This window comes from Acinetobacter sp. DMC2 (genome assembly GCF_056314305.1).
The window spans coordinates 74,233-94,901 of the sequence record NZ_JBQUYP010000006.1; the positions used below are offsets into that span (position 1 = coordinate 74,233).

Below are 20,669 nucleotides of genomic sequence, written 5' to 3' on the forward strand. Positions count from 1 at the left end.
AAAAAACTTCAAGAGTTAGTTTTGTTAAAGGAACTTAAATATGGAAAAAGGAGTTCAACGTATTTACGAGTGCTCCAAAGTCCAATGCTTTTATGATGTGAATCTGGGGCCAAAAACGGGGTCAGCTTGCAAATTTTTATGGCAAGATCATGTGATTTCTGAACACGCTCTTGGAGTGCATCTAGTTCGCCATCGGAAATATAGCTAAAGAGATAATCTTGAATGCGCTGGCTATTCTTTAATTCCCTGCTATAGGCCAAGAAGTTAGAAGAATGATCACTACCTGCAATCCAGTCATGAATAATTTGACGTTCTACAGGGTTAAATACCCCAAACATTTTTCCATTTTCTTCATTAATCATTCGCCAGAACACACTCTGTTCTGGGTCGGTATTAAATTTAATCCACTTGTGATCAATAAGATGTGTAACCAGCCCTTTAACGTCTTCTGGATTTGATAACCATTGGTTAATCGTTTTACATCCAAACTGTCTAGTTTCGTTATGAATGAGCTGACCCACGAACGCTTTTCTTTTTAAAATTTTAAGGACTAAATCTTCAAGATTTAAATTTTTAATAATTTTTGAAGATGAAACACCATGACCATTAAGCGCAAAACCGCGCTTCAATTTATTAAAGAAAAGTTCTTTATCTCTGTATTTATCGTAAATATTCTCTATAACTTTAATTGCTTTATCTGCATGCCCGTTATCAATGTTATCGATAGTGATGTGCAAATTAAAATATTTAGAATCAATACCCAGTTCCGCAAGCTCATAATTACTGATGAGTAGGTGCAGTGGCAGTTGCTCATAACCTAAATTAAAGCCGACAATTTCAGGAATGAACTCAGGTGGAGCATAACCAAGCGCCAGCTGAATCACGGCATTATGATAATATTCGTCCTCTAAAAGCAGATCAAAACTATCAAGTCCGAGACCACGTAGCAAGTCATCATAGATACAGACATGGTTTGCTTTCGGCTCACCTAGTCCGAGCTCTTCCAAATAAGTAATAATGAGGTCATGAAAAACTGGATCATTCCAGTAGTGAACTGAACTATATAGCCATGCACCATCTACTTTTTTAGTTGGAGAAACCTTAATTAAAAATTCGAATGCCTGACCAACATTCTTAAAATACTCTCTCTCACCCCCGTTTTGTCTACGGTTTAGGTAAGTCTGAAATAATTCACAATTTTCTTTATTATCATTCTCACACCATTGTTTAACCGTATTTATAGTGGCAGGAAAATCAATTTCCTTTTGATCTATTTTATCAATTTCTTCATTAAGAAAATCTTTTGCTTTCTTTTCTTTTTCAAAACTAGAAATATCAGGATCAAGGAAAAAAACAAATAATTCGTAATAGTTTTGTTGATTATCTTGTAATAAGTCTAATAATCTTTCTTTCACTACAACAGGCATTTCTATTCTCCTTTAGTGAGATATAAATTACCATACTTCAGCTAAACTATAATCCCAGTCTATCTTTGTTATATTACGTTATTAAGAAATAATCTATAATTTTAAAATCATTAAATTTCAATTACATAAGAAATAACACAAAATTACATTCTCACCTTTAGAATTATTTAACCATCTGTTTTTATAAAAAATATATAAACAATAAATTTACATTACAGTTGAGTTACTTTAAAAATCATAAAGTTTAAAAAGTTAACAAAAATAAATTAAAAATAATCTTATAACTAAATTAAAAACAGTTTTAAGGAGAAAACCAATGTTTAATTCATGTTGCAAATTACTCGCACAAGAAAAAATTAAAATTGCACTTTTTGAAAGTGCTTCGGCGGGCTATTTAGCTTATCGCTTCTCTTTAAGCCCCTACTCAGGTGATATTCTTATTGGAAGCTTAGTCAGCTATGACTTACGTGTCAAAGAAAATACACTTCATATCTCACCTGAACTTATTGAAAAATATACACCTGAATCGATGCAAGTCACTATAGAGATGATCAAAAAAGGCAAAGAACTCCTACATGCCGATCTTTATATTGCCTGCACAGGCCTCTTAAAAAAAGGAGGTTCTGAGACTAAAGAAAAACCTGTAGGCACCTTTTTTTATTCTATTTATTATAAAAATAATTTTTATAACTTTAGAAGACTATTTAAAGGCCCACCATGTCTTAAAATTAGACAACTTATTTATTGCATTTCTAAAGATATAGAATACATAATATTAGATAATAAAAAATAAATTCATTTTAATAAAAGATAACATATACACATTTAGAAATGACCATAGCATTTATTTAACACCATTTTGCCCAAATGTAATTTTATCTATCTTCATATTAATTATGTTTATTGATAAAAATTACACTTTATAGAAATCAAGGTTTTATTTAGTTTTCAAAGTTACAGTTAAATATAGGGTAACACCCCAAGGCTACACATTAAAAATTTTCATGTTTTAATAAAGCTATCTGAAGCTCTCAGATAAAACACACATCATAAATGATATGAGGTAATTAAAGATGAGCACTACTAATAATCAAAGCAATCAACGCGATAATCAACAGCAACAACAACAGCAAAATGACAACCGTAACAATCAGCAACAGCCAAACGGCAATCAACAGCAACAAAACAATCAGCAGCAACAACAGCAAAATGACAATCGCCGCCAACAACAAGGCTCGAATCAAAAAGATTCAGGCCAACAAAACTCAAATAACAATAATCAGCAACGCTAATCCGATGCTGACTTAAATGTCATTTGATGCGGTCATTCATTTTATTTAGGAAGGTGCCCTCACCTTCCTAAATTTACCATAAGCATAAAATTAAATAATAGATGAGGAAAAACTGATGACAGATCAAAATAGCGATCACGCACGACTGCCAGCCGGCGACCATAATTATTCTGACACTTATTGGCGCGAAAGTTACCTTACTCGTCCTTATTATCAAGAAGCTCAGCTTACTACTCCCGATCTCGATTATGACCGAGACTTTTCGACAGCCTATGAATTAGGTCATCGTGCACGTGCTGAATCGGAACAAGGCACTCAGTTTGAAGATGTCGAAGGCGGTTTGGAACAAAAATGGGAAGAACTCAAAGCTGAATCTCGTTTAAAATGGGAACATGCTAAACAAGCAATTAAAGATGCATGGAATGGAAGATAAGTTGTTTTTATAACATTCTCTTTTGGTCCAAAACTAAGAGCCTACTTCCGATTGGCCCTCGGAAATAGGCTCTTTTTTATATATCACTATTTAACTTTCTTTTTTCTTAAAATATTCAATAATTTCTTCTCCATTATTAACTGGTTTTACCGGAGAAGAATGTGTTTCTTCATAGGCGTAGTCAGGTAAAGCAACTTTAGTTTGAATAGGCGGTAATTTTTCCTGCCCGCCTGTAGTAATTCTTTCAATAAAACCTGCAAGCCACAGTACAAATTCTTGTGTATTTTTGCTCTTTGGAATAAGGCTTAAATCCAATTTAATTTTAGATTCTTGCAAGGGTTTAATCAGTAATTCAGCAAAATCAATGTAATTGTATAAAAGCTTAAGCTTTGTCCCCTTAAGCTCATGTCTGAGTTCTATCATCAAATTGTTAAGATCCTCCATAGGCTCATCTGTAAAGCCTTTTTTTTCTTTAACATTTTGATAGATTCTCTCAGCTATTCTTAAGTACTGGGGCATATCCTTACCTTTATAAAACTCTCATCATTAAAATGAATTTTGGATGAATATAAGTAATTTATTGTGTTTATTTTATTAATTTTTTGAAACTATAATTTAATAGCGAAACAATTCAGTAACAACAAATTATTCAAAAGATAATATCAACCTAATTCATTGATTAATTTTATATTTTCATATAATTATGTTTTTTATTGTGTTACATATTTTATAGAAATTAACGATAAGAAAACTCACGTAAAAGTGAGTTTTCTTAGATGAAATAATTATGAGTTTTTATCCATTTGTTGAGGAACGGTCGGATCATTAGAGCCATGTGTTCCATCATCATCTGTTGAATGTCGATCTTGGCAAGCGCTCATACCCATCGCGATTGCAAATACTGTACTCACTGCCCAAAAAATTCTTAACATTGAGATCACCATGATTAATCTTAAAATGTAAGCTTATGAATAACATTATCTTCTGTTGACCTACCGCAGTGGTTCTCTTAACTTTTGTAGATTATGCAAGCTTTTGTAAAAATCAAACTTAAATAAATGATCAAAAAATATCATTCTTGCAATTGATATTTTAATTAAATTTTGGCATTAGCTAATTATTTCAGTTTGTCATATTCATGAAAGTAAAATTATTCATCCTTTCCGAGTTTGTGTCTTATTAAGTCAATGATTACAAACAATATATAAATTAACAATTAATAAATATTTGATATATAAACATTAAAACTCAATTATAAAGATTAGGTATAATAATTAATCAAACCTTTAAATACCAAATAATCAGTTATTTTATTAATCAAAATTTAAAAATATTAATATTTGTTTATATAAACCAATCTTTTATTTTTGCAATTGACCCGCTTTAACGCTCAGCTTATGATGCTCCCGCTGACCTATTTTGTCAGTCGGTTTTAGCAGACCGTCTACCTAAGTGCACTAAAAACACGTTTTTTGGTGTGGAGCCCCTCGTGCCTTTGACGGAGGAACGGGAGTGGGACACCTTCGGGTGTGCTGGTTTCTTAGGTATCAGTCTGCTAACCCTCTTTCGTTTCACCACCATAATTAATAGCAGTGATTGGGCGTAACTTCTTTTATCAAGGAGTCTCTAATGACTATTATTTTATATCATTTTATTTTTCTTCATCTTTATTATCTTATCGTTCAGCTTAAAACACTTTTAAAGAATTCTTGCCATCTTTTCACCTATCCAAACTTTTATCTTTATACGGAAAAAATCTCCAGATTTAACGCCAATTAAAGATTAGAACATCTCTATACCAAATCGAACGATAACAACAACCAACTAAGAGCAATTATGATGTTTTTTTTATATCGTATTGTTTTAATGTGCACCCTATTAATAAGTTCTATAAGTTTATTAGGTTGCAGATCTATCAGTAAAAATGAATTTAACAGACATTGTGTTTGGGCAGGACGTGCACTTTCACAATGCAACTGTATTTATAACTCTTTAGAAGAACATTATTCGCCACAATTTGTAGAAAACTTACCTAAAGTAAGCTTACAAAATATTGATGCGGATATGCACTTTGTGGAAACGATGAATGAAACCATGCACCAATGTCAGTTAAGTGCCAGAAAAAACTTAATTAACTAATCTTTGCCTGTTCTACCAAGAAATCTAAAAATGCCCTTACGCGTTTAGGAACATATTTGTCATGTCCTATCCAAACAGCATGAAATTCTTCAGAAGCATTGATATTCCAGTCTTCAAGAATTTTAACCAATAGTTTTTGCTCTAGAGCTTTTCGGACTTGGAACTCATTGAGCTGTGCAACGCCAAGACCTGCAAGTGCTAACTGTAAGATTGCTTCTCCATGATTTACTCTCAGCACTTGAGTAGGTGCAAGCGTGATTTCTTGCTCGTCTTTTTTAAAGAACCATGTTTTATTCTGGCGCTGATAACTTACATCTAAAAGCTGATGTTCATAAAGCTCTTCTGGGTGATGCGGACAACCATACTTTTCAATATATGCAGGTGAACAGACGTAATGTTTCTGCGTGCTTCCGAGTGAGCGAGCAACCAAATTTGAGCTTTTTAAAGGCCCTGTCCGAATTGCAACATCAATCCGTTGCTCAACTAAATTAATGACTTCATCACTCAAATGCGCCTCTAATTCAATTTGTGGATAGCACTCGTTAAATAGAGAAATACAAGGCAATAAAAAATGCGTCCAATATGAAAGACTGGTATGAATTCTAATTCGCCCTTGCGGCATATGATTTGCAGTAACTGATTGTTCTAGTTCATCTAAGTTATTGAGTATGTGAATGCCTTGCTCATAAAACTGACATCCTTCACTGGTAAGCTGAAACTGGCGTGTTGAACGGTTAAGCAACCTTACGCCAAGTCTTTTTTCCAACCGAGAAATTAACTTACTGACCGCAGACGGCGTCATGTCACAAGCTCTTGCAACGGCAGAGAAACTTCCAAGCTCGACCACTCGAATAAAAATTGCCAACTCGCCAGACCGATTAATATCAAAATATGACATAACAAAAGCTATTTATGAATTTCATTCACAAATCTTATTCCGCTTATGTCGCTATAACAAGCCAGCAATTTGTTTCAAGATAACTTTAATTCGTTTTAAAGAGTTCACGAGATGAAACTTTATCAACCCGCCCTATTCTCTCTCGTTTTATTTACGAGCTTTGCACAAGCAGAAGTAAAAAAGAGCCAATGGATTACCACTTGGGCAGCCAGCCCCCAAAAAGTCTGGAATAAAGATTTCGTTTTCCCGACCAATATTCCAGATCAAATATCTAATCAGACCATCAAACAAATCAGTCAAATTAGTTTAGGCGGTGAAGCTGTTAGGCTTGTTTTCACAAATCAATATGGGGATCAACCGTTATCTATTGATAAAACTACTGTAGGACTAATCAAAGGAGAAAGTCTTAAATCAAAGAGTGCTTATCCAGTTTATTTTTCTGGAAAACTTAAAGCACAAATTTTACCTAGCAAACAACTGATTAGTGATCCAATCCAATTACCAGTTCCCGATCATGCACAGTTAATGGTAAATACCTTTATCCAAAAACCAACGATCTTTAAAACTTTTCACTGGGATGCTAAACAAACCAGTTGGATTATTGCTGGTAACCAGACCGCGAACTTAAATACACCTAACAGTGCCAAAACAACAACTGCACGGTTATTATTATCGGCTATTGAAGTAAAACCGAAGCATAAAGCACATGTTGTTGCGGTCATTGGAGACTCCATTACCGACGGCGCAACTGCAACTCTAGATGCAAATGCGAGATGGACCGACTTTTTAGCTAAGCGCTTATCTGCACATCAAATAGCGGTTATTAATAGTGGAATTTCAGGGAATCGGTTACTTTCAGATGGTATGGGTGACAGTGCTTTAAAACGTTTAAACAGTGAAGTGTTTCTATACTCAGGTGTTAAAACTTTAATTGTGCTGGTAGGCATTAATGATATTTCATGGCCCGGTACAGCTTTTGCACCTAAACAACAAATACCATCGTTTGAAACCTTAACTGAAGGTTATAAACGTGTTGTAGATGAAGCACATCGCCAAGGTATTCAAGTAATTGGGACGACGTTACTTCCCTTTTCAGGTGCCTTACCCAACACTCCGCTTGATAACTATTATCAGCCCAACAAAGATGAATTACGTGAGCGTATTAATCACTGGATAAGAACCAGCCATACATTTGACGGCATACTTGATCTTGAGCAAGGCTTAAAAGATTCAAAACATCCCGATCGATTGAATCCGCTTTATGATTCTGGAGATCATTTACATCCTAATGATCGCGGTAATCAACAAATGGCAAATCTGGTTGATGTAAACCAATTACTTCATAAATAAAACGTCCAGATACAGGTAGGAGTTTACTCCCTACCTGCATCAATATTCATTAATTACCCTCTAACTCGGCGGTAAGTTTTGGTGTAATCGGCTGTTTTTCGGCTGCATAACGTCTTAGAACCATGACAGCGAAAAGCGCCAAAATTGCAGGGATTGCGATCATCACAAAATTCATTTTATGTGGCAATTCTAAACCCAATAACAGGCCTGTTAAGATAGGTCCAACAATAGCCCCAATACGACCAACACCAGAGGCACAGCCAATTCCAGTAGAACGCACACTTAATGGATAATATTGTGCAACGTAACTATAAAGAAGAATTGAGGTCCCAATCGTTGCTGCTCCTGCAACAGTCACCAAACCATATAAAACATAGGCTGGTGACTTAAAGCCTAAACCGATTAATGCTAAAACACCCGCTAGCAGCATTCCCATAATTACCGGTTTTAAATGGAATTTATCAGACAAAATACCGCCGCCGATTGAACCGATCATCGCGCCAACATTTAGAGCAAGCAAGAATAAAATACTCTTTCCGAGTGAATACCCTGCTGCAAGCATGAGTTTTGGTAACCAACTACTTAAGGCATACACCATGAGTAAGCACATAAAGAACACGAGCCAAAACATGATTGTATTGAATGCACGGCCTTGTTGAAATAATCCTTTTACAGAACTGCCTGTGGGAACATTATCTTCATTAAGCACTAATTGCGTATTGATGGTTAGGGTCTGTTCAGGTGAAATTTTTTGAATAATGCGCTGCGCCTTTTCAGTTTTTCCAGTTTTAACTAAAAAAGTTAATGACTCGGGTAAAAACTTCCAAATGACAGGTAGTAAAAATAGTGGAATACCGGCAATTAAAAACATAATTTGCCACCCCTGACTTTCAACCAAATAACTTCCAATTAAGGCTGAAAGAATTCCCCCAATCGCATAACCACTAAACATGGTCCCTACCAGAGTACTGCGTATACGTTTAGGTGCGTATTCTGAGGTCAAAGCAACTAGATTTGGCATCACCCCACCAATGCCTAGTCCTGCCAAGAATCGAAGCACCCCAAACTCAAGTGGGCTTGATGCAAAAGCACCTAAAAAGGTGAAACCACTAAAAAGAGTGACACAAATTAAAATCACATTTTTACGGCCTATTTTGTCTGCCAAAGTTCCAAAGAACATTGCCCCAAACATCATTCCGCATAGTGCTGTACTTGCTAACATCCCCGCCTGTACAGCCGTTAATGACCACTCTTGCATTAGCAAAGGCAGTACAACGCCATAAATCACCAGATCATAACCATCAAAAACAATAATTAATAAACACCAAAGCAAAATGCTCCAGTGAAAAGGGGTAAATCGGGCCTGATCAATAACTTCATTTACATTTAATTTAGATGTTGTCATTTACTCACCTCCTCTGTGAGATAAATTCATATTTAATTTTTTAAAACGACATATTGCACCCTAAAGAAAAAACAGATTATTCAAGGTCTTGTTGAATAAATTAAAAGTCATAACTCGCCATCATATTGAAGCGGCTATCAATCCCGTTACGACCATCAAAAGTTTCTCGTTCGCCATACACATATTCGATCCCCAAGGTGATTGGCTTGTAAGGGTTATAAAGTGCATTCACCCAACCCTGCCAAAGCTCTTTGTTTTGAGTAGTACTATTACGTTGTAATTCGGCAAAACGGTTGTCATCTTTGGCTTTCATATAGCCATAAGCTAAGGTTGAACGAATTTGTGGCGTAAATTGATGAGTAATCCCCAAAGAAACCGTGTCAAACTCATTGCTATGCATATTATTTTGATCATCTATTGCATAGCCGCTATTACTCCATAGCAAGAAACGCCCATCTCCTTTGACATGGTAGTAATCGGCTTTGAGTAATGTATCAGGCGTAATTTGATATTTACCGCCGAAGCCCACACCCCAAGCGACTTGCTCATCATTATTCGTTCTTTTTTCGGCAACTAAACTACGGGCAGATAACATCGAACCATTGGCAAACTTATGATTTAAGCGTCCTACCAAAGCTGGTAAGCGCATTTTATTGTCAGGGTCAGTTGTCGCAGTATATTTCGGGTCTTCAACCGATACAGCAAAACTCGTATTGGCAGTTAAGTTATCGCTATAACGGACGAGCGGTGATCTTAATAATGCACTGCCTACAAATGTGCCTGCATCAATCGTTTCCGGATAATATTCAGGTGCGATAAATGTTGACCACGTTTGACCAATGAGCCATTTATCAAAGGTTAAATAAGCATGGCGTATCCGAAACTGATCACGAGTAGCTGCCCCAAAGAAGTCCATTTCTAGTTTCCCGCCCACATCACCCACAGCAGTTGGGGTTTTAAAATTCAACCCGAAACGTGTCACATTAACGGTACTGTGTAATTGGTCTTTTTGAGCAGATTCTTCTGGCGTATTTTCGAGTGGAACCCCGCTAATATTGTTATACATGGTAGATGCGCCCTTTATTTGATAAGAAGCATCTGCCCGTATATATCCATATAAGTTAAATTCTGCGCCAGACTTAGTTAACACTTGTTTTGTAGGCTGAGCAGCTTGGGGTGTTGCCGAAGTTGCTAGCTCCACTCTTTGTTGCGTTAAAGATTTTTGAGCTTGTATATTTGCTTGTAGCATAGCCCGTAGTTCTTTTACTTCTTGACGAAGTTGTTCTATTTCAGGATTTGTTTGACCTGCAAAAGCAGAAGACACAAACAGAGTCACAGAAATTGCCAATAGGCTTTTTTGAACCGTTGTATTTAAAGCATTTATCATGAAATTTTCCTTTTTTGACCTTTAATTAGACTTAAAGATCTCGACATCCTTTTTGTTATGTACCTATCTAAAACAGGCCCTTAAACATCAGACTTTCTTCCTCTAGAAAGTCTTCCATCATATTTTTTAGACAAAACCTCCCTTAAGCAGCATTGAGGCCACTTTTTAATGTGTTATAGGTAAAGCTAGTTCTTCTAATTTTTTTCGTTTTTTATATTCTCTTCCTCATTGAGAATATTTAGGTGTTAAGACAACATTCCTTTGTCTCTACTTACATTATTTTTTTGCAATAAAACCCTGATAAGTCAAAATTTGCGTATACGACTGTACGCTCTCGAAACCAGTTTTTTGCAAAAGTTTGATATATCCTTCTGTCGTTAAGCTAAAAAAGTCTTGTGCCATACGCTCTAACATTTTCTGACATTGCTCTTCCGTTAAACCTTGAGCCAAGCACAAATAAGGTAAAGCTTGAAGCTGCTGTGGGTTTACACACGTCATTAAATCGTAGGTAAGTAAAACTGCTTTTTCTTTTAAGCGATCATAAATATCTTTAAAGAAAATAGGTTTTATCTCATCTGCAATAAAATGAGCCACGAGAATAGAAAGTGCAGCATCAAAGCAATTTTCCAGAGGCAAAGCTGACGTTTCACCGTGAACAAAGGTGACTTGTGAAGATTTATCTAAAAGTTCAACCTGTTCCTGAGCTTTTTGCAGCATGGTCAAAGATGGATCAACTGCTGTAAATTTCCAGTTCGGATGTCGTTTAAGTAAATATTCGAGTTCATACCCCGTACCACAGCCCACAATTAAAATATGAGCATTTGGTGGTAACACCGTTTGCAAAATGGCATCCACCTGTTGATGGATAACTTCATAACCTGGAATTAATTTACGAATATGTTCGTCATATCCTTCGACTACTTTGGGGCTATTAAAGTCTTTTGCCATTTTGTTTTATCCTCTATGTAAACTGCCTTTCAATTTATAATTTGCTGCACTTTGAACGGGCTTTCGACTTCTTTAGTCAAAGACATTTCCAGTTAAATTAAGCTCAGCTCGCATAATTTCCTGCAATTTAAACTTTTGTGCTTTGCCTGAAGCGGTCATTGGAAACTCATTAAAGAATCGGACATAGCGCGGCACTTTATTATGAGAAATGTGCTCTTTACAGAATTGGCGAATACTGTTTTCATCAATTTGATGATGTTCATGCAAAATAATACAAGCACAAAGTTCTTCGCCATATCTGGCATCTGGTAAGCCAATGACTTGAACATCGCTTACATCGGGATGGGTATATAAAAAGTCTTCAATTTCTTTTGGAAAGAGATTTTCCCCACCACGAATCACGACATCTTTAATACGGCCTTTAATTTTAATAAAACCGTCTTGGTCCATTTCGGCAATATCCCCCGTATGCATCCAGCCAGCCGAATCAATAACCTCTTTGGTCTTTTCTTCTTCACCCCAATAGCCAGCCATCACTGAATAACCGCGAACGCATAGCTCACCCAAAGTTCCTTGCGGAACAATCTGCCCTTCTAAATCGACAATTTTAATTTCAACATGCGAGTGAACATGCCCGACTGTGCTTACTCGTTTATCAATCGAATCATTTACAGAACTTTGTACACTCACCGGCGAAGTTTCAGTCATGCCATAACAAATGGTAATTTCAGACATATGCATACGGTCTATGACACGCTGCATAATTTCACGTGGGCAAGGACTACCTGCCATAATGCCCGTTCTTAAACTCGACAGGTCAAACTCATTAAACTGTTCATGCTCTAAGGTGGCAATAAACATGGTTGGCACGCCATAAGCTGCCGTACAACGTTCTTGATGAATCGCTTTTAAAGTTTCTAAAGGATTAAATACCGCCGATGGATAGACCATGGTTGACCCATGCGTTACACATGCCAGATTCCCCATCACCATGCCAAAACAATGAAACAACGGCACAGAAATACACACTTTATCTTGAGGGGTTAAGCGAATCCCTTCACCAACAAAATAGCCATTATTTAAAATATTATGGTGGGTCAACATGGTCCCTTTAGGGTTACCTGTTGTACCTGAGGTAAATTGAATATTAATCGTTTCATCAAACTGATGTTGCTTCGCTAATTGTTTTAATTGTTCAAGCTGCTCAGAAGTTGGTGTAGTAACTAAATCACTAAAGCGATGAATGCCCGTATGTTGTTTGTCATCAATTTTAATCACAAATTTTAAATGTGGCAGTCGCGCTGAACTGAGCACTTTGTCTGGACTATTGGTTAACTCAGGGGCAATTTTCGTGAGTAGTTCTTGGTAATCAGTCGTTTTGAATTGAGAAGCTATAATCAATCCTTTGCATGAGACTTTATTCAACACATATTCAAGTTCATGACTTTTATAAGCTGTATTCAGGTTAACTAAAATAATCCCTGCTTTAAAAGCTGCGAATTGGGTTACCGTCCATTCCACACAGTTAGGCGACCAGATGGCTAATCGGTCTCCTTTTTTTAATCCCAATTTTAAAAGGCTACAAGCGAAAGCATTTACTTCATCTTGTAAAGCTTTATAGGTTAATCGTCTGTTTTGATGAAAACTGACGATGGCTTCCTTTTCTGCATATTGCCGACAGGCCTGATCGAATTGTTCACCAATGGTCATACCCAATAAGGGCTGTGTGCTTGGTCCCGAGGCGTAGCTTAACCGTTCTTGTTGCATTGAATCATTCTCCTTGATTCTTCTAATTCTCTTCTTACCTGATCTAATTGTTGTTACTGCAACTACTTTTCCAAACCGCCTACTTTGTAATGTTTATCCTTTATATGCCCTATTTCTTCTGCACAGCATCTACACAAAAGTCAGCAATCTGTTTTGAAAAATAGTCTTTGTGCGCATGATCAAACTTTGTATTTTGAGCTGGGTCTAGGGGTTCAACCACCACATAGGTCATGGCACCGACCACACACAGTGCTGCTGTATTTAAATCATCCAAGACAAACTCACCACTTGCATTTCCATCCGCAAGTATTTTTTTAATACTTTGTTTAATCAATTGCTTCACACGAAAACGCTCATGTTCAACCGTTGAATCGACGGGTTCAAACATGAGTGAATATGCAAGCTGAGGACTATTTAGTGCCCGTTTTACAAAGGTTGCCACCGCCTTATGTAATTTCTGCTTTGCCGATAACTCACTTTCAGTAATCGAATCAATCACCAATAGTTCTGTATTAATAGCTTCAGACAAAACTTCAATCAGCACTTGGCTCTTATTATCAAAGTAGCGATAAACCAGTCCACTAGATACACCCGCTTGCTCTGCAATTGTTTGTATTTGCGCGTCTTTAAATCCTCCCTCTGAAATTATTTTTCTGGCTGAATTCAAAATCGATTTACGATTTTGCTCCATCCGCTCTTGCATTAAAGATGATCGTTTATAGCTCATAATTTATTCTCTAACAAATAAAATGAATTGTAAATCATTTTATGAATCTGTATTCACTTTTTCAAAAAATCATTGTATGTTACTTATCAAATACCCACAAAATATTTTATGGACAACAAATATAACCAATAGGATGAAAATATCATGAACCTACGCAGCTTGAATTTCGGTCTAGATGAAACTTTAATTGCGCTTCAAGATTCAGTGGCCGCATTTTGTGCAAAGGAAATTGCACCGATTGCCCAACAAGTTGATCAAGACAACAAATTCCCTGCACATCTCTGGAAGAAATTCGGAGATATGGGCCTTTTAGGTATGACAGTTTCTGAAGAATACGGCGGTGCCAATATGGGTTATTTAGCTCATATTATTGCCTTACAAGAAATTTCTCGTGCTTCAGCAGCTATTGGTTTGTCTTACGGTGCTCATTCTAATTTATGTGTAAACCAAATTAACCGTAACGGTAACGAGCGGCAAAAACAGAAGTATTTACCAAAATTGATTTCCGGTGAATATGTAGGTGCCCTTGCGATGTCTGAGCCAAATGCAGGTTCTGATGTGGTCAGCATGAAATTACGTGCTGAGCAAAAAGGAGATCACTTCGTTTTAAATGGTTCAAAAATGTGGATCACCAACGGCGGAGATGCAGATGTATTAGTGGTATATGCCAAAACTGATCCGCAAGCTGGTGCGAAAGGTATGACTGCTTTTTTAGTTGAAAAAGGCATGAAAGGCTTTAGCCATGGTAATCATTTAGACAAACTTGGCATGCGTGGCTCTAACACTTACCCCTTGTTTTTTGACAATGTAGAAGTACCTGCTGAAAACGTACTCGGTGGTGTCGGTAACGGCACAAAAGTACTGATGAGTGGTTTGGACTATGAACGTGCAGTTTTAAGTGCCGGACCTTTAGGCATTATGGATGCCTGCCTAGATGTGGTAATCCCATACTTGCACCAACGTGAACAGTTTGGTCAGGCTTTAGGTGAATTCCAGCTTATGCAAGGCAAACTTGCCGATATGTATTCAACTTGGTTGGCATGTAAAGCACTTGTTTATGCTGTTGGTGCTGCCTGTGACAAAGCTGACCATGACCGCAGTCTACGTAAAGATGCTGCAAGTGCCATTTTATATTCTGCCGAAAAAGCAACATGGATGGCTGGTGAAGCAATTCAAACTTTAGGCGGCAACGGTTATATCAATGAATTCCCTGCTGGCCGTTTATGGCGTGATGCAAAACTTTATGAAATTGGTGCAGGAACTTCTGAAATTCGCCGTATGTTGATTGGCCGCGAACTCTTCAATGAAACCAAATAATAATTATAAATAAGGACACATCTTATGAACCAATTACAAAGCAAGATTAATGTTCGAAGTGAAGACTTCAAAACAAACCAGCAAGCCATGCAAACATTGGTCACAGATCTAAAACAAGTTGCCCAGCGTATTGCTTTAGGCGGCGGTGAAAATGCCCGTCAAAAACATCTGGCTCGAGGTAAACTTTTACCCCGTGAACGTATTGATCAACTGATTGATGTCGGCACGGCATTTTTAGAAATTGGTCAGTTGGCAGCGTACAACGTTTATGAAGATGATATTCCTGCCGCAGGTGTGATTGCGGGTATTGGTCAGGTCAATGGTGTGACTTGCATGATCGTTGCCAACGATGCAACGGTTAAAGGTGGAACGTATTATCCCCTTACGGTTAAAAAGCATTTACGTGCACAAGAAATTGCCGAACAAAATCACTTGCCTTGTATTTATTTGGTGGACTCAGGCGGTGCTTATTTACCAATGCAAGATGAAGTTTTCCCAGACCGTGATCACTTCGGGCGTATTTTCTATAATCAGGCACGCATGTCGAGCCTAGGTATTGCCCAAATTGCTGTGGTGATGGGAAGCTGTACCGCAGGTGGTGCTTATGTACCAGCTATGTCTGATGAAACCATTATTGTCCGTAACCAAGGCACCATTTTCTTAGGCGGTCCTCCTTTAGTAAAAGCTGCGACTGGCGAAGTGGTGAGTAGTGAAGACTTAGGCGGTGGTGATGTACACACGCGTCTTTCGGGGGTAGCTGACCATTTAGCCGAAAATGATGAACATGCCATTGCGATTGCACGGAACATTGTTGCGAACTTAAATAAAAAGCCAAATGACTTAAATAAACAAGTTGATGAACCGCTATTTGATGCATCAGAACTCTATGGCGTGGTGCCAAGCGATGCGCGTAAACCTTTTGATGTTCGTGAAGTGATTGCACGTATTGTAGATGGTTCTCGTTTTGATGAGTTCAAAGCACGTTTTGGTTCAACATTGATTACGGGTTTTGCTTCACTTTACGGTATGCCAGTCGGGATTATTGCTAATAACGGAATTTTATTTTCCGAGTCTGCACAAAAAGGTGCACACTTTATTGAGCTTTGTACTCAGCGCAATATTCCATTGTTATTCCTACAAAACATTACGGGCTTTATGGTCGGTCGCCAGTATGAAAATGAAGGGATTGCAAAAAACGGCGCCAAACTGGTTATGGCAGTTGCAACTGCAAATGTACCCAAACTGACCCTGATTATTGGTGGTTCGTTTGGTGCGGGTAACTACGGGATGTGTGGACGTGCTTATTCACCACGCTTTTTATGGACTTGGCCGAACTCTCGTATTTCAGTGATGGGTGGCGAACAAGCAGCAAGCGTACTCTCGACTTTAAAACGTGATCAGATTGAGCAAAAAGGTGCTGAGTGGTCAGCTCAACAAGAAGACGAGTTTAAACAACCAATTCGTGAACAGTACGAGCGCCAAGGTCATCCGTACTATGCTTCTGCCCGACTTTGGGATGACGGTGTCATTGACCCAGCTCAAACTCGCCAAGTACTTGGTTTAAGTCTTGCAGCTGCTATGAATGCTCCAATCCAGCCAACCAAATTCGGCGTGTTCCGCATGTAAGAGGTGTATATGAGCTATCAATTTTTACAACTCGAACAACAAGGTCAGGTTGCCTATGTTTGGCTGAACCGCCCTGAATTGCACAATGCATTCAACACCACCGTTATTGAAGAACTACATACTTGCTTTAAGCAAATCAATACACGTGATGATATTCGTGTTGTGGTTTTAGCGGGTCGCGGTAAAAGCTTTTCGGCAGGTGCCGACCTCAACTGGATGAAACAGGCAGGTCAGGCATCTTCAGCAGAAAATGAAGCAGATGCATTAAAACTTGCGCAAATGTTAGATGCACTCGCAACGCTAAAACAACCGACTATTGCTCGTGTACATGGCATTGCCTTTGGCGGCGGTATGGGCTTGGCATCGGCATGTGATATTTGCATTGCCAGTACAGATGCCAAGTTTGCAACGTCTGAGGTTCGTTTAGGGCTTGCTCCATCCACCATTAGTCCTTATGTAATTCGTGCAATTGGCGCAAGACAAGCCTCACGTTACTTCTTAACTGCCGAGCGAATTTCAGCACGTGAAGCCAAACAAATCGGTTTGGCCCACGAAGTTGCAGATGCCGAAGACTTAGATAAAAAAGTTCAAGAAATTATTGATGCTCTATTACTCGGTGGCCCGCATGCTCAAGCGGCATCAAAACAACTCATTCAAATGGTGAGCAACCAGACCATGAGCAATGACTTGCTGCAACAGACAGCACATCATATTGCTCAAGTTCGTCAAGGCAGCGAGGCAAAAGAAGGTCTAAGTGCCTTTTTAAATAAGCAACAGCCTGCTTGGGTTTCTAACTCGAATAACAACAATTAAGGACGATCATCATGTTTGAAAAGATTTTAATTGCGAACCGTGGCGAGATTGCCTGCCGTGTAATTCGTACAGCTAAAAAATTAGGGATTGCAACGGTTGCCGTTTACTCAGATGCAGACGCAAATGCACAACATGTCAAACTTGCAGATGAAGCCATCTATATTGGCCAGTCGCCAGCGACTCAAAGTTATTTACAAGCCGATCGCATTATTCAAGCAGCAATTGATACAGGCAGCCAAGCGGTTCACCCAGGTTACGGTTTCCTTTCTGAAAATGATCAGTTTGCACTCGCTTGCCAACAACATAACATTTGCTTTATTGGGCCACCAGTGGATGCCATTTTAGCGATGGGCTTAAAAGCGACCTCTAAAGCTTTAATGGAAAAAGCAGGCGTTCCTTTAACACCGGGCTATCACGGAACCAACCAAGATGCCGACTTTTTAAAACAACAGGCAGACCGAATTGGCTATCCTGTTTTAATTAAAGCCAGTGCGGGCGGCGGTGGTAAAGGCATGAGTCTGGTTGAACGCAGTGAAGACTTTTTGCATGCCTTAGCTTCGTGTAAACGTGAAGCTAAATCGAGCTTTGGTAATGATGATGTCTTGATTGAGCGTTATGTGATTCAACCACGCCATATTGAAGTACAAGTGTTTGGCGATACACATGGCAACTATGTACATTTGTTTGAACGCGACTGTTCTGTACAACGCCGCCACCAAAAAGTGCTAGAAGAAGCCCCTGCTCCACAAATGCCAAGCGAGAAGCTCGATGCAATGCGCCAAGCTGCAATTGATGCTGCACGTGCAGTAGACTATGTCGGTGCCGGTACGGTCGAGTTTATTGTGGAACAAGACGGCACGGCGTATTTCATGGAAATGAATACCCGCTTACAAGTCGAACACCCAGTGACTGAAATGATTACAGGTGAAGACTTGGTTGAGTGGCAACTTCGTGTGGCTTATGGCGAACCTTTACCTAAACTACAAAACGAATTGCAAATTCATGGACATGCGCTCGAAGCACGTATTTACGCCGAAGAACCTGAAAAAGGCTTTTTACCTGCCATTGGTAAAATTGACTATCTGCATTACCCAACTCAAAACCAATATGTACGTGTAGACAGTGGTATTGTTGAAGGCGATGAAATCACGACCTATTACGACCCAATGATTGCCAAACTGATCGTATGGGGTAAAAACCGTGAAGCTGCGCTTATTCAAATGCAACATGCTTTAAGCCAATTCCATGTGGATGGCTTAGGCAACAACATTGCCTTCCTTGAAAAGATTGTTCGTAGCGAATCGTTTAAACAAGCCAAGCTTGATACCAATCTGATTCAGCGTGAACAAAACTTCTTGTTTAGTCCTGAAGAAATTAAACCTGAACTTGTGGTAGCAGCGGCATTTATTGAGTTTTTAAGCAAACTTAATAACAACAGTTCAAGCCAAAAACAGCTTTGGCAGGCTCAACCACTTTGGCGTTTAAATATTGCTTATCAGCACAGTATCAAACTGAACTATTTAAACCAAAATATCCAAATCAAATTTGCTTCAAATAACGATGGCTTTACGGCAGATTATAACGGTCAAAGCTACCCTATTTCTGGTCAATTAATTGATGCGCATACTGCCTCTGTTCAAATTGGTGGTACTAAGCAAAAGCTATCTTTCAACCAAAGTCAGCAAGGCATTACACTATTTCAAAATGGGCAAAGCTATAAATTTGCTTATATTCGTCAAGATTTTAATCAGGCTGACAGCCAAGCCGATGAAGGTCACCTGAAAGCCCCAATGCCGGGTGTAGTCACGCAAGTGCTGGTGAGTGCAAATCATAGCGTGAAAAAAGACGATATTTTAATGACGCTTGAAGCAATGAAAATGGAATACACCATCCGAGCTCCTAAAGACGGCTTGATTGTAGACTCCTATTTCCAAGTTGGTGATCAGGTCAAAGCTGGCGACGAGCTTGTGGAATTTCAGCCTGCTCAGGAGGAAGTTGCATGAGTGAGTTTGTCAAAATCGTGGAGGTCGGTCCCAGAGACGGCCTCCAAAACGAAAAGCAGGCTTTAACCGTCGAGCAACGCTTAAACTTCATTAATGACCTGATTAATGCTGGCCTAAAATCGATTGAAGTCGGTTCATGCGTTTCGGCAAAATGGGTGCCGCAAATGGCTCAAAGTGACGAGCTATTTAGGCAACTCCCCCAAACAACCGATGTGCAATTTAGCCTGCTTACCCCCAACATCAAAGGTTTTGAAACTGCTCAAGCGGTAGGATGCAAAGAAGTTGCGGTATTTACCGCAGCTTCTGAAAGCTTTACACGTAAAAATATCAACTGCTCAATCGATGAAAGCTTTGAAAAATTTAGCGATGTTATGGCTGCTGCAAAAGTCCATAATATTCGTGTACGTGGTTATGTATCTTGTATTGTCGATTGCCCATATGAAGGCGCAATTGCCCCTGAACAAGTGGTGAAAGTTGTTAAACGGCTCTATGACATGGGCTGCTATGAAGTATCTTTAGGTGAAACCATTGGTACGGCTACACCAGATCGCGTTCAAAAGGTTTGGCAAGCTTGCCTTGCTGAACTCGACAGCAAAGTTCTAGCTGGACATTTTCATAATACCTACGGCATGGCGATTGCCAATATTTATCAGTCTTTACAGCAAGGCATCCGTGTTTTTGATTCGTCTCTTGCAGGTCTTGGTGGTTGTCCTTATGCCAAAGGTGCCTCGGGTAATGTATCGACCGAAGATCTGTTTTATTTGCTGTCACATATGGAGTTTGAAACAGGTATTAATTTAGAAAAACTGATGCAAGCCAGCCAAAATATTAGCAATGTATTAAACCGAAAAAGCTTGTCGAATTATGCAAATGCGTATTGGCAGACCAAGTGTGCACAGTAATCAATTAAAATAGCTCAGCATCTGGTATAAGGCTTAATATTAGGCAAAGTACCAGATCATCCTCTCTTTTTTATCTCATTTCGTTCAGGAATTGGGAATAAATCCCTCATGCAATTTTTTTAAAATTTATCATTTATCTCTGTATCAAATGCCTCTCTCAACAGAAGCATTCTCTACCCTATTTTTGTTCTAAATCCGTATTATTCTTTATCCTTTTTCAATTATAGTCCTTAAA

19 protein-coding genes are annotated in these 20,669 nt (G+C 38.5%); 10 read left to right on the forward strand and 9 right to left on the reverse strand.

The genetic code is table 11. The annotated features are described in order from the left end of the window. Positions 1–8 precede the first annotated feature (8 nt). Complete coding sequence (locus ACT53H_RS13790; RefSeq protein ID WP_476009422.1) at positions 9–1,427, reverse strand: iron-containing redox enzyme family protein; 1,419 nt, start codon at positions 1,425–1,427, stop codon at positions 9–11. 316 nt (positions 1,428–1,743) lie between these two features. Here ACT53H_RS13790 and ACT53H_RS13795 point away from each other — a divergent pair, with 316 nt between their 5' ends. The 3 genes from ACT53H_RS13795 (at position 1,744) to ACT53H_RS13805 (ending at position 3,152) form a co-directional block, all read left to right on the forward strand. Next, on the forward strand, positions 1,744–2,220 hold the full coding sequence (locus tag ACT53H_RS13795) for a CinA family protein (protein ID WP_238611079.1): 477 nt from the start codon (positions 1,744–1,746) through the stop codon (positions 2,218–2,220). A 280-nt stretch (positions 2,221–2,500) separates the two neighbouring features. Then, entirely contained in the window at positions 2,501–2,719 is a 219-nt protein-coding gene (locus ACT53H_RS13800; RefSeq protein WP_004793047.1) for a hypothetical protein, read from the forward strand. Between the two features lie 115 nt (positions 2,720–2,834). Further along, complete coding sequence (locus ACT53H_RS13805; RefSeq protein WP_004793048.1) at positions 2,835–3,152, forward strand: hypothetical protein; 318 nt, start codon at positions 2,835–2,837, stop codon at positions 3,150–3,152. A 90-nt stretch (positions 3,153–3,242) separates the two neighbouring features. On the opposite strand, the gene ACT53H_RS13810 is transcribed toward ACT53H_RS13805, so the two are convergent. Together ACT53H_RS13810 and ACT53H_RS13815 are read right to left on the reverse strand one after the other, a co-directional pair. Continuing rightward, positions 3,243–3,671, reverse strand: a complete 429-nt coding sequence (locus ACT53H_RS13810; RefSeq protein WP_004793051.1) for a hypothetical protein — start codon at positions 3,669–3,671, stop codon at positions 3,243–3,245. A 266-nt stretch (positions 3,672–3,937) separates the two neighbouring features. After that, positions 3,938–4,084 (reverse strand): hypothetical protein, encoded by a 147-nt coding sequence (locus ACT53H_RS13815; RefSeq protein WP_081399535.1) that lies wholly within the window; start codon positions 4,082–4,084, stop codon positions 3,938–3,940. 904 nt (positions 4,085–4,988) lie between these two features. Here ACT53H_RS13815 and ACT53H_RS13820 point away from each other — a divergent pair. Continuing rightward, a complete protein-coding gene (locus ACT53H_RS13820) occupies positions 4,989–5,291 on the forward strand; it encodes a hypothetical protein (RefSeq protein WP_312823580.1) in 303 nt (100 codons plus the stop codon). Here ACT53H_RS13820 and ACT53H_RS13825 read toward each other — a convergent pair. Next, complete coding sequence (locus ACT53H_RS13825) at positions 5,284–6,189, reverse strand: LysR family transcriptional regulator (RefSeq protein ID WP_312823582.1); 906 nt, start codon at positions 6,187–6,189, stop codon at positions 5,284–5,286. The genes ACT53H_RS13820 and ACT53H_RS13825 overlap by 8 nt on opposite strands. Positions 6,190–6,300: 111 nt before the next feature. Here ACT53H_RS13825 and ACT53H_RS13830 point away from each other — a divergent pair, with 111 nt between their 5' ends. Continuing rightward, positions 6,301–7,539 carry an SGNH/GDSL hydrolase family protein gene (locus ACT53H_RS13830; RefSeq protein ID WP_476009423.1) on the forward strand — a complete coding sequence of 413 codons (1,239 nt, stop codon included), beginning with the start codon at positions 6,301–6,303 and terminating at the stop codon, positions 7,537–7,539. A 49-nt stretch (positions 7,540–7,588) separates the two neighbouring features. Here ACT53H_RS13830 and ACT53H_RS13835 read toward each other — a convergent pair whose 3' ends face one another. The 5 genes from ACT53H_RS13835 to ACT53H_RS13855 form a co-directional block, all read right to left on the reverse strand. Then, complete coding sequence (locus ACT53H_RS13835) at positions 7,589–8,944, reverse strand: aromatic acid/H+ symport family MFS transporter (protein ID WP_476009424.1); 1,356 nt, start codon at positions 8,942–8,944, stop codon at positions 7,589–7,591. Positions 8,945–9,044: 100 nt separating this feature from the next. After that, the gene (locus ACT53H_RS13840) at positions 9,045–10,328 is read right to left on the reverse strand and encodes a DcaP family trimeric outer membrane transporter (RefSeq protein ID WP_476009569.1); all 1,284 of its coding nucleotides are present in this window, start codon (positions 10,326–10,328) and stop codon (positions 9,045–9,047) included. 279 nt (positions 10,329–10,607) lie between these two features. Beyond that, a complete protein-coding gene (locus ACT53H_RS13845; RefSeq protein ID WP_476009425.1) occupies positions 10,608–11,279 on the reverse strand; it encodes a class I SAM-dependent methyltransferase in 672 nt (223 codons plus the stop codon). Positions 11,280–11,351: 72 nt separating this feature from the next. Further along, a complete protein-coding gene (locus ACT53H_RS13850; RefSeq protein WP_476009426.1) occupies positions 11,352–13,046 on the reverse strand; it encodes an AMP-binding protein in 1,695 nt (564 codons plus the stop codon). Between the two features lie 109 nt (positions 13,047–13,155). Then, positions 13,156–13,773, reverse strand: a complete 618-nt coding sequence (locus tag ACT53H_RS13855) for a TetR/AcrR family transcriptional regulator (RefSeq protein WP_004793061.1) — start codon at positions 13,771–13,773, stop codon at positions 13,156–13,158. Positions 13,774–13,917: 144 nt separating this feature from the next. Between ACT53H_RS13855 and ACT53H_RS13860 the strand changes: the two genes are divergently transcribed. Genes ACT53H_RS13860 through ACT53H_RS13880 form a run of 5 tightly spaced genes read left to right on the forward strand, consistent with a single transcriptional unit; the run spans position 13,918 to position 20,434 of the window. Continuing rightward, positions 13,918–15,090 carry an isovaleryl-CoA dehydrogenase gene (locus ACT53H_RS13860; protein ID WP_476009427.1) on the forward strand — a complete coding sequence of 391 codons (1,173 nt, stop codon included), beginning with the start codon at positions 13,918–13,920 and terminating at the stop codon, positions 15,088–15,090. A 24-nt stretch (positions 15,091–15,114) separates the two neighbouring features. After that, the gene (locus ACT53H_RS13865) at positions 15,115–16,716 is read left to right on the forward strand and encodes a carboxyl transferase domain-containing protein (protein ID WP_476009428.1); all 1,602 of its coding nucleotides are present in this window, start codon (positions 15,115–15,117) and stop codon (positions 16,714–16,716) included. A 9-nt stretch (positions 16,717–16,725) separates the two neighbouring features. After that, positions 16,726–17,529: an enoyl-CoA hydratase/isomerase family protein gene (locus tag ACT53H_RS13870; RefSeq protein ID WP_000121724.1), complete on the forward strand. Its 804-nt coding sequence runs from the start codon at positions 16,726–16,728 to the stop codon at positions 17,527–17,529. An 11-nt stretch (positions 17,530–17,540) separates the two neighbouring features. Continuing rightward, on the forward strand, positions 17,541–19,532 hold the full coding sequence (locus ACT53H_RS13875) for an acetyl/propionyl/methylcrotonyl-CoA carboxylase subunit alpha (protein WP_476009429.1): 1,992 nt from the start codon (positions 17,541–17,543) through the stop codon (positions 19,530–19,532). Continuing rightward, positions 19,529–20,434, forward strand: coding sequence for a hydroxymethylglutaryl-CoA lyase (locus tag ACT53H_RS13880; RefSeq protein ID WP_476009430.1), 906 nt, complete (start codon positions 19,529–19,531; stop codon positions 20,432–20,434). The genes ACT53H_RS13875 and ACT53H_RS13880 overlap by 4 nt, the downstream gene beginning before the upstream one ends. Positions 20,435–20,669 lie beyond the last annotated feature (235 nt).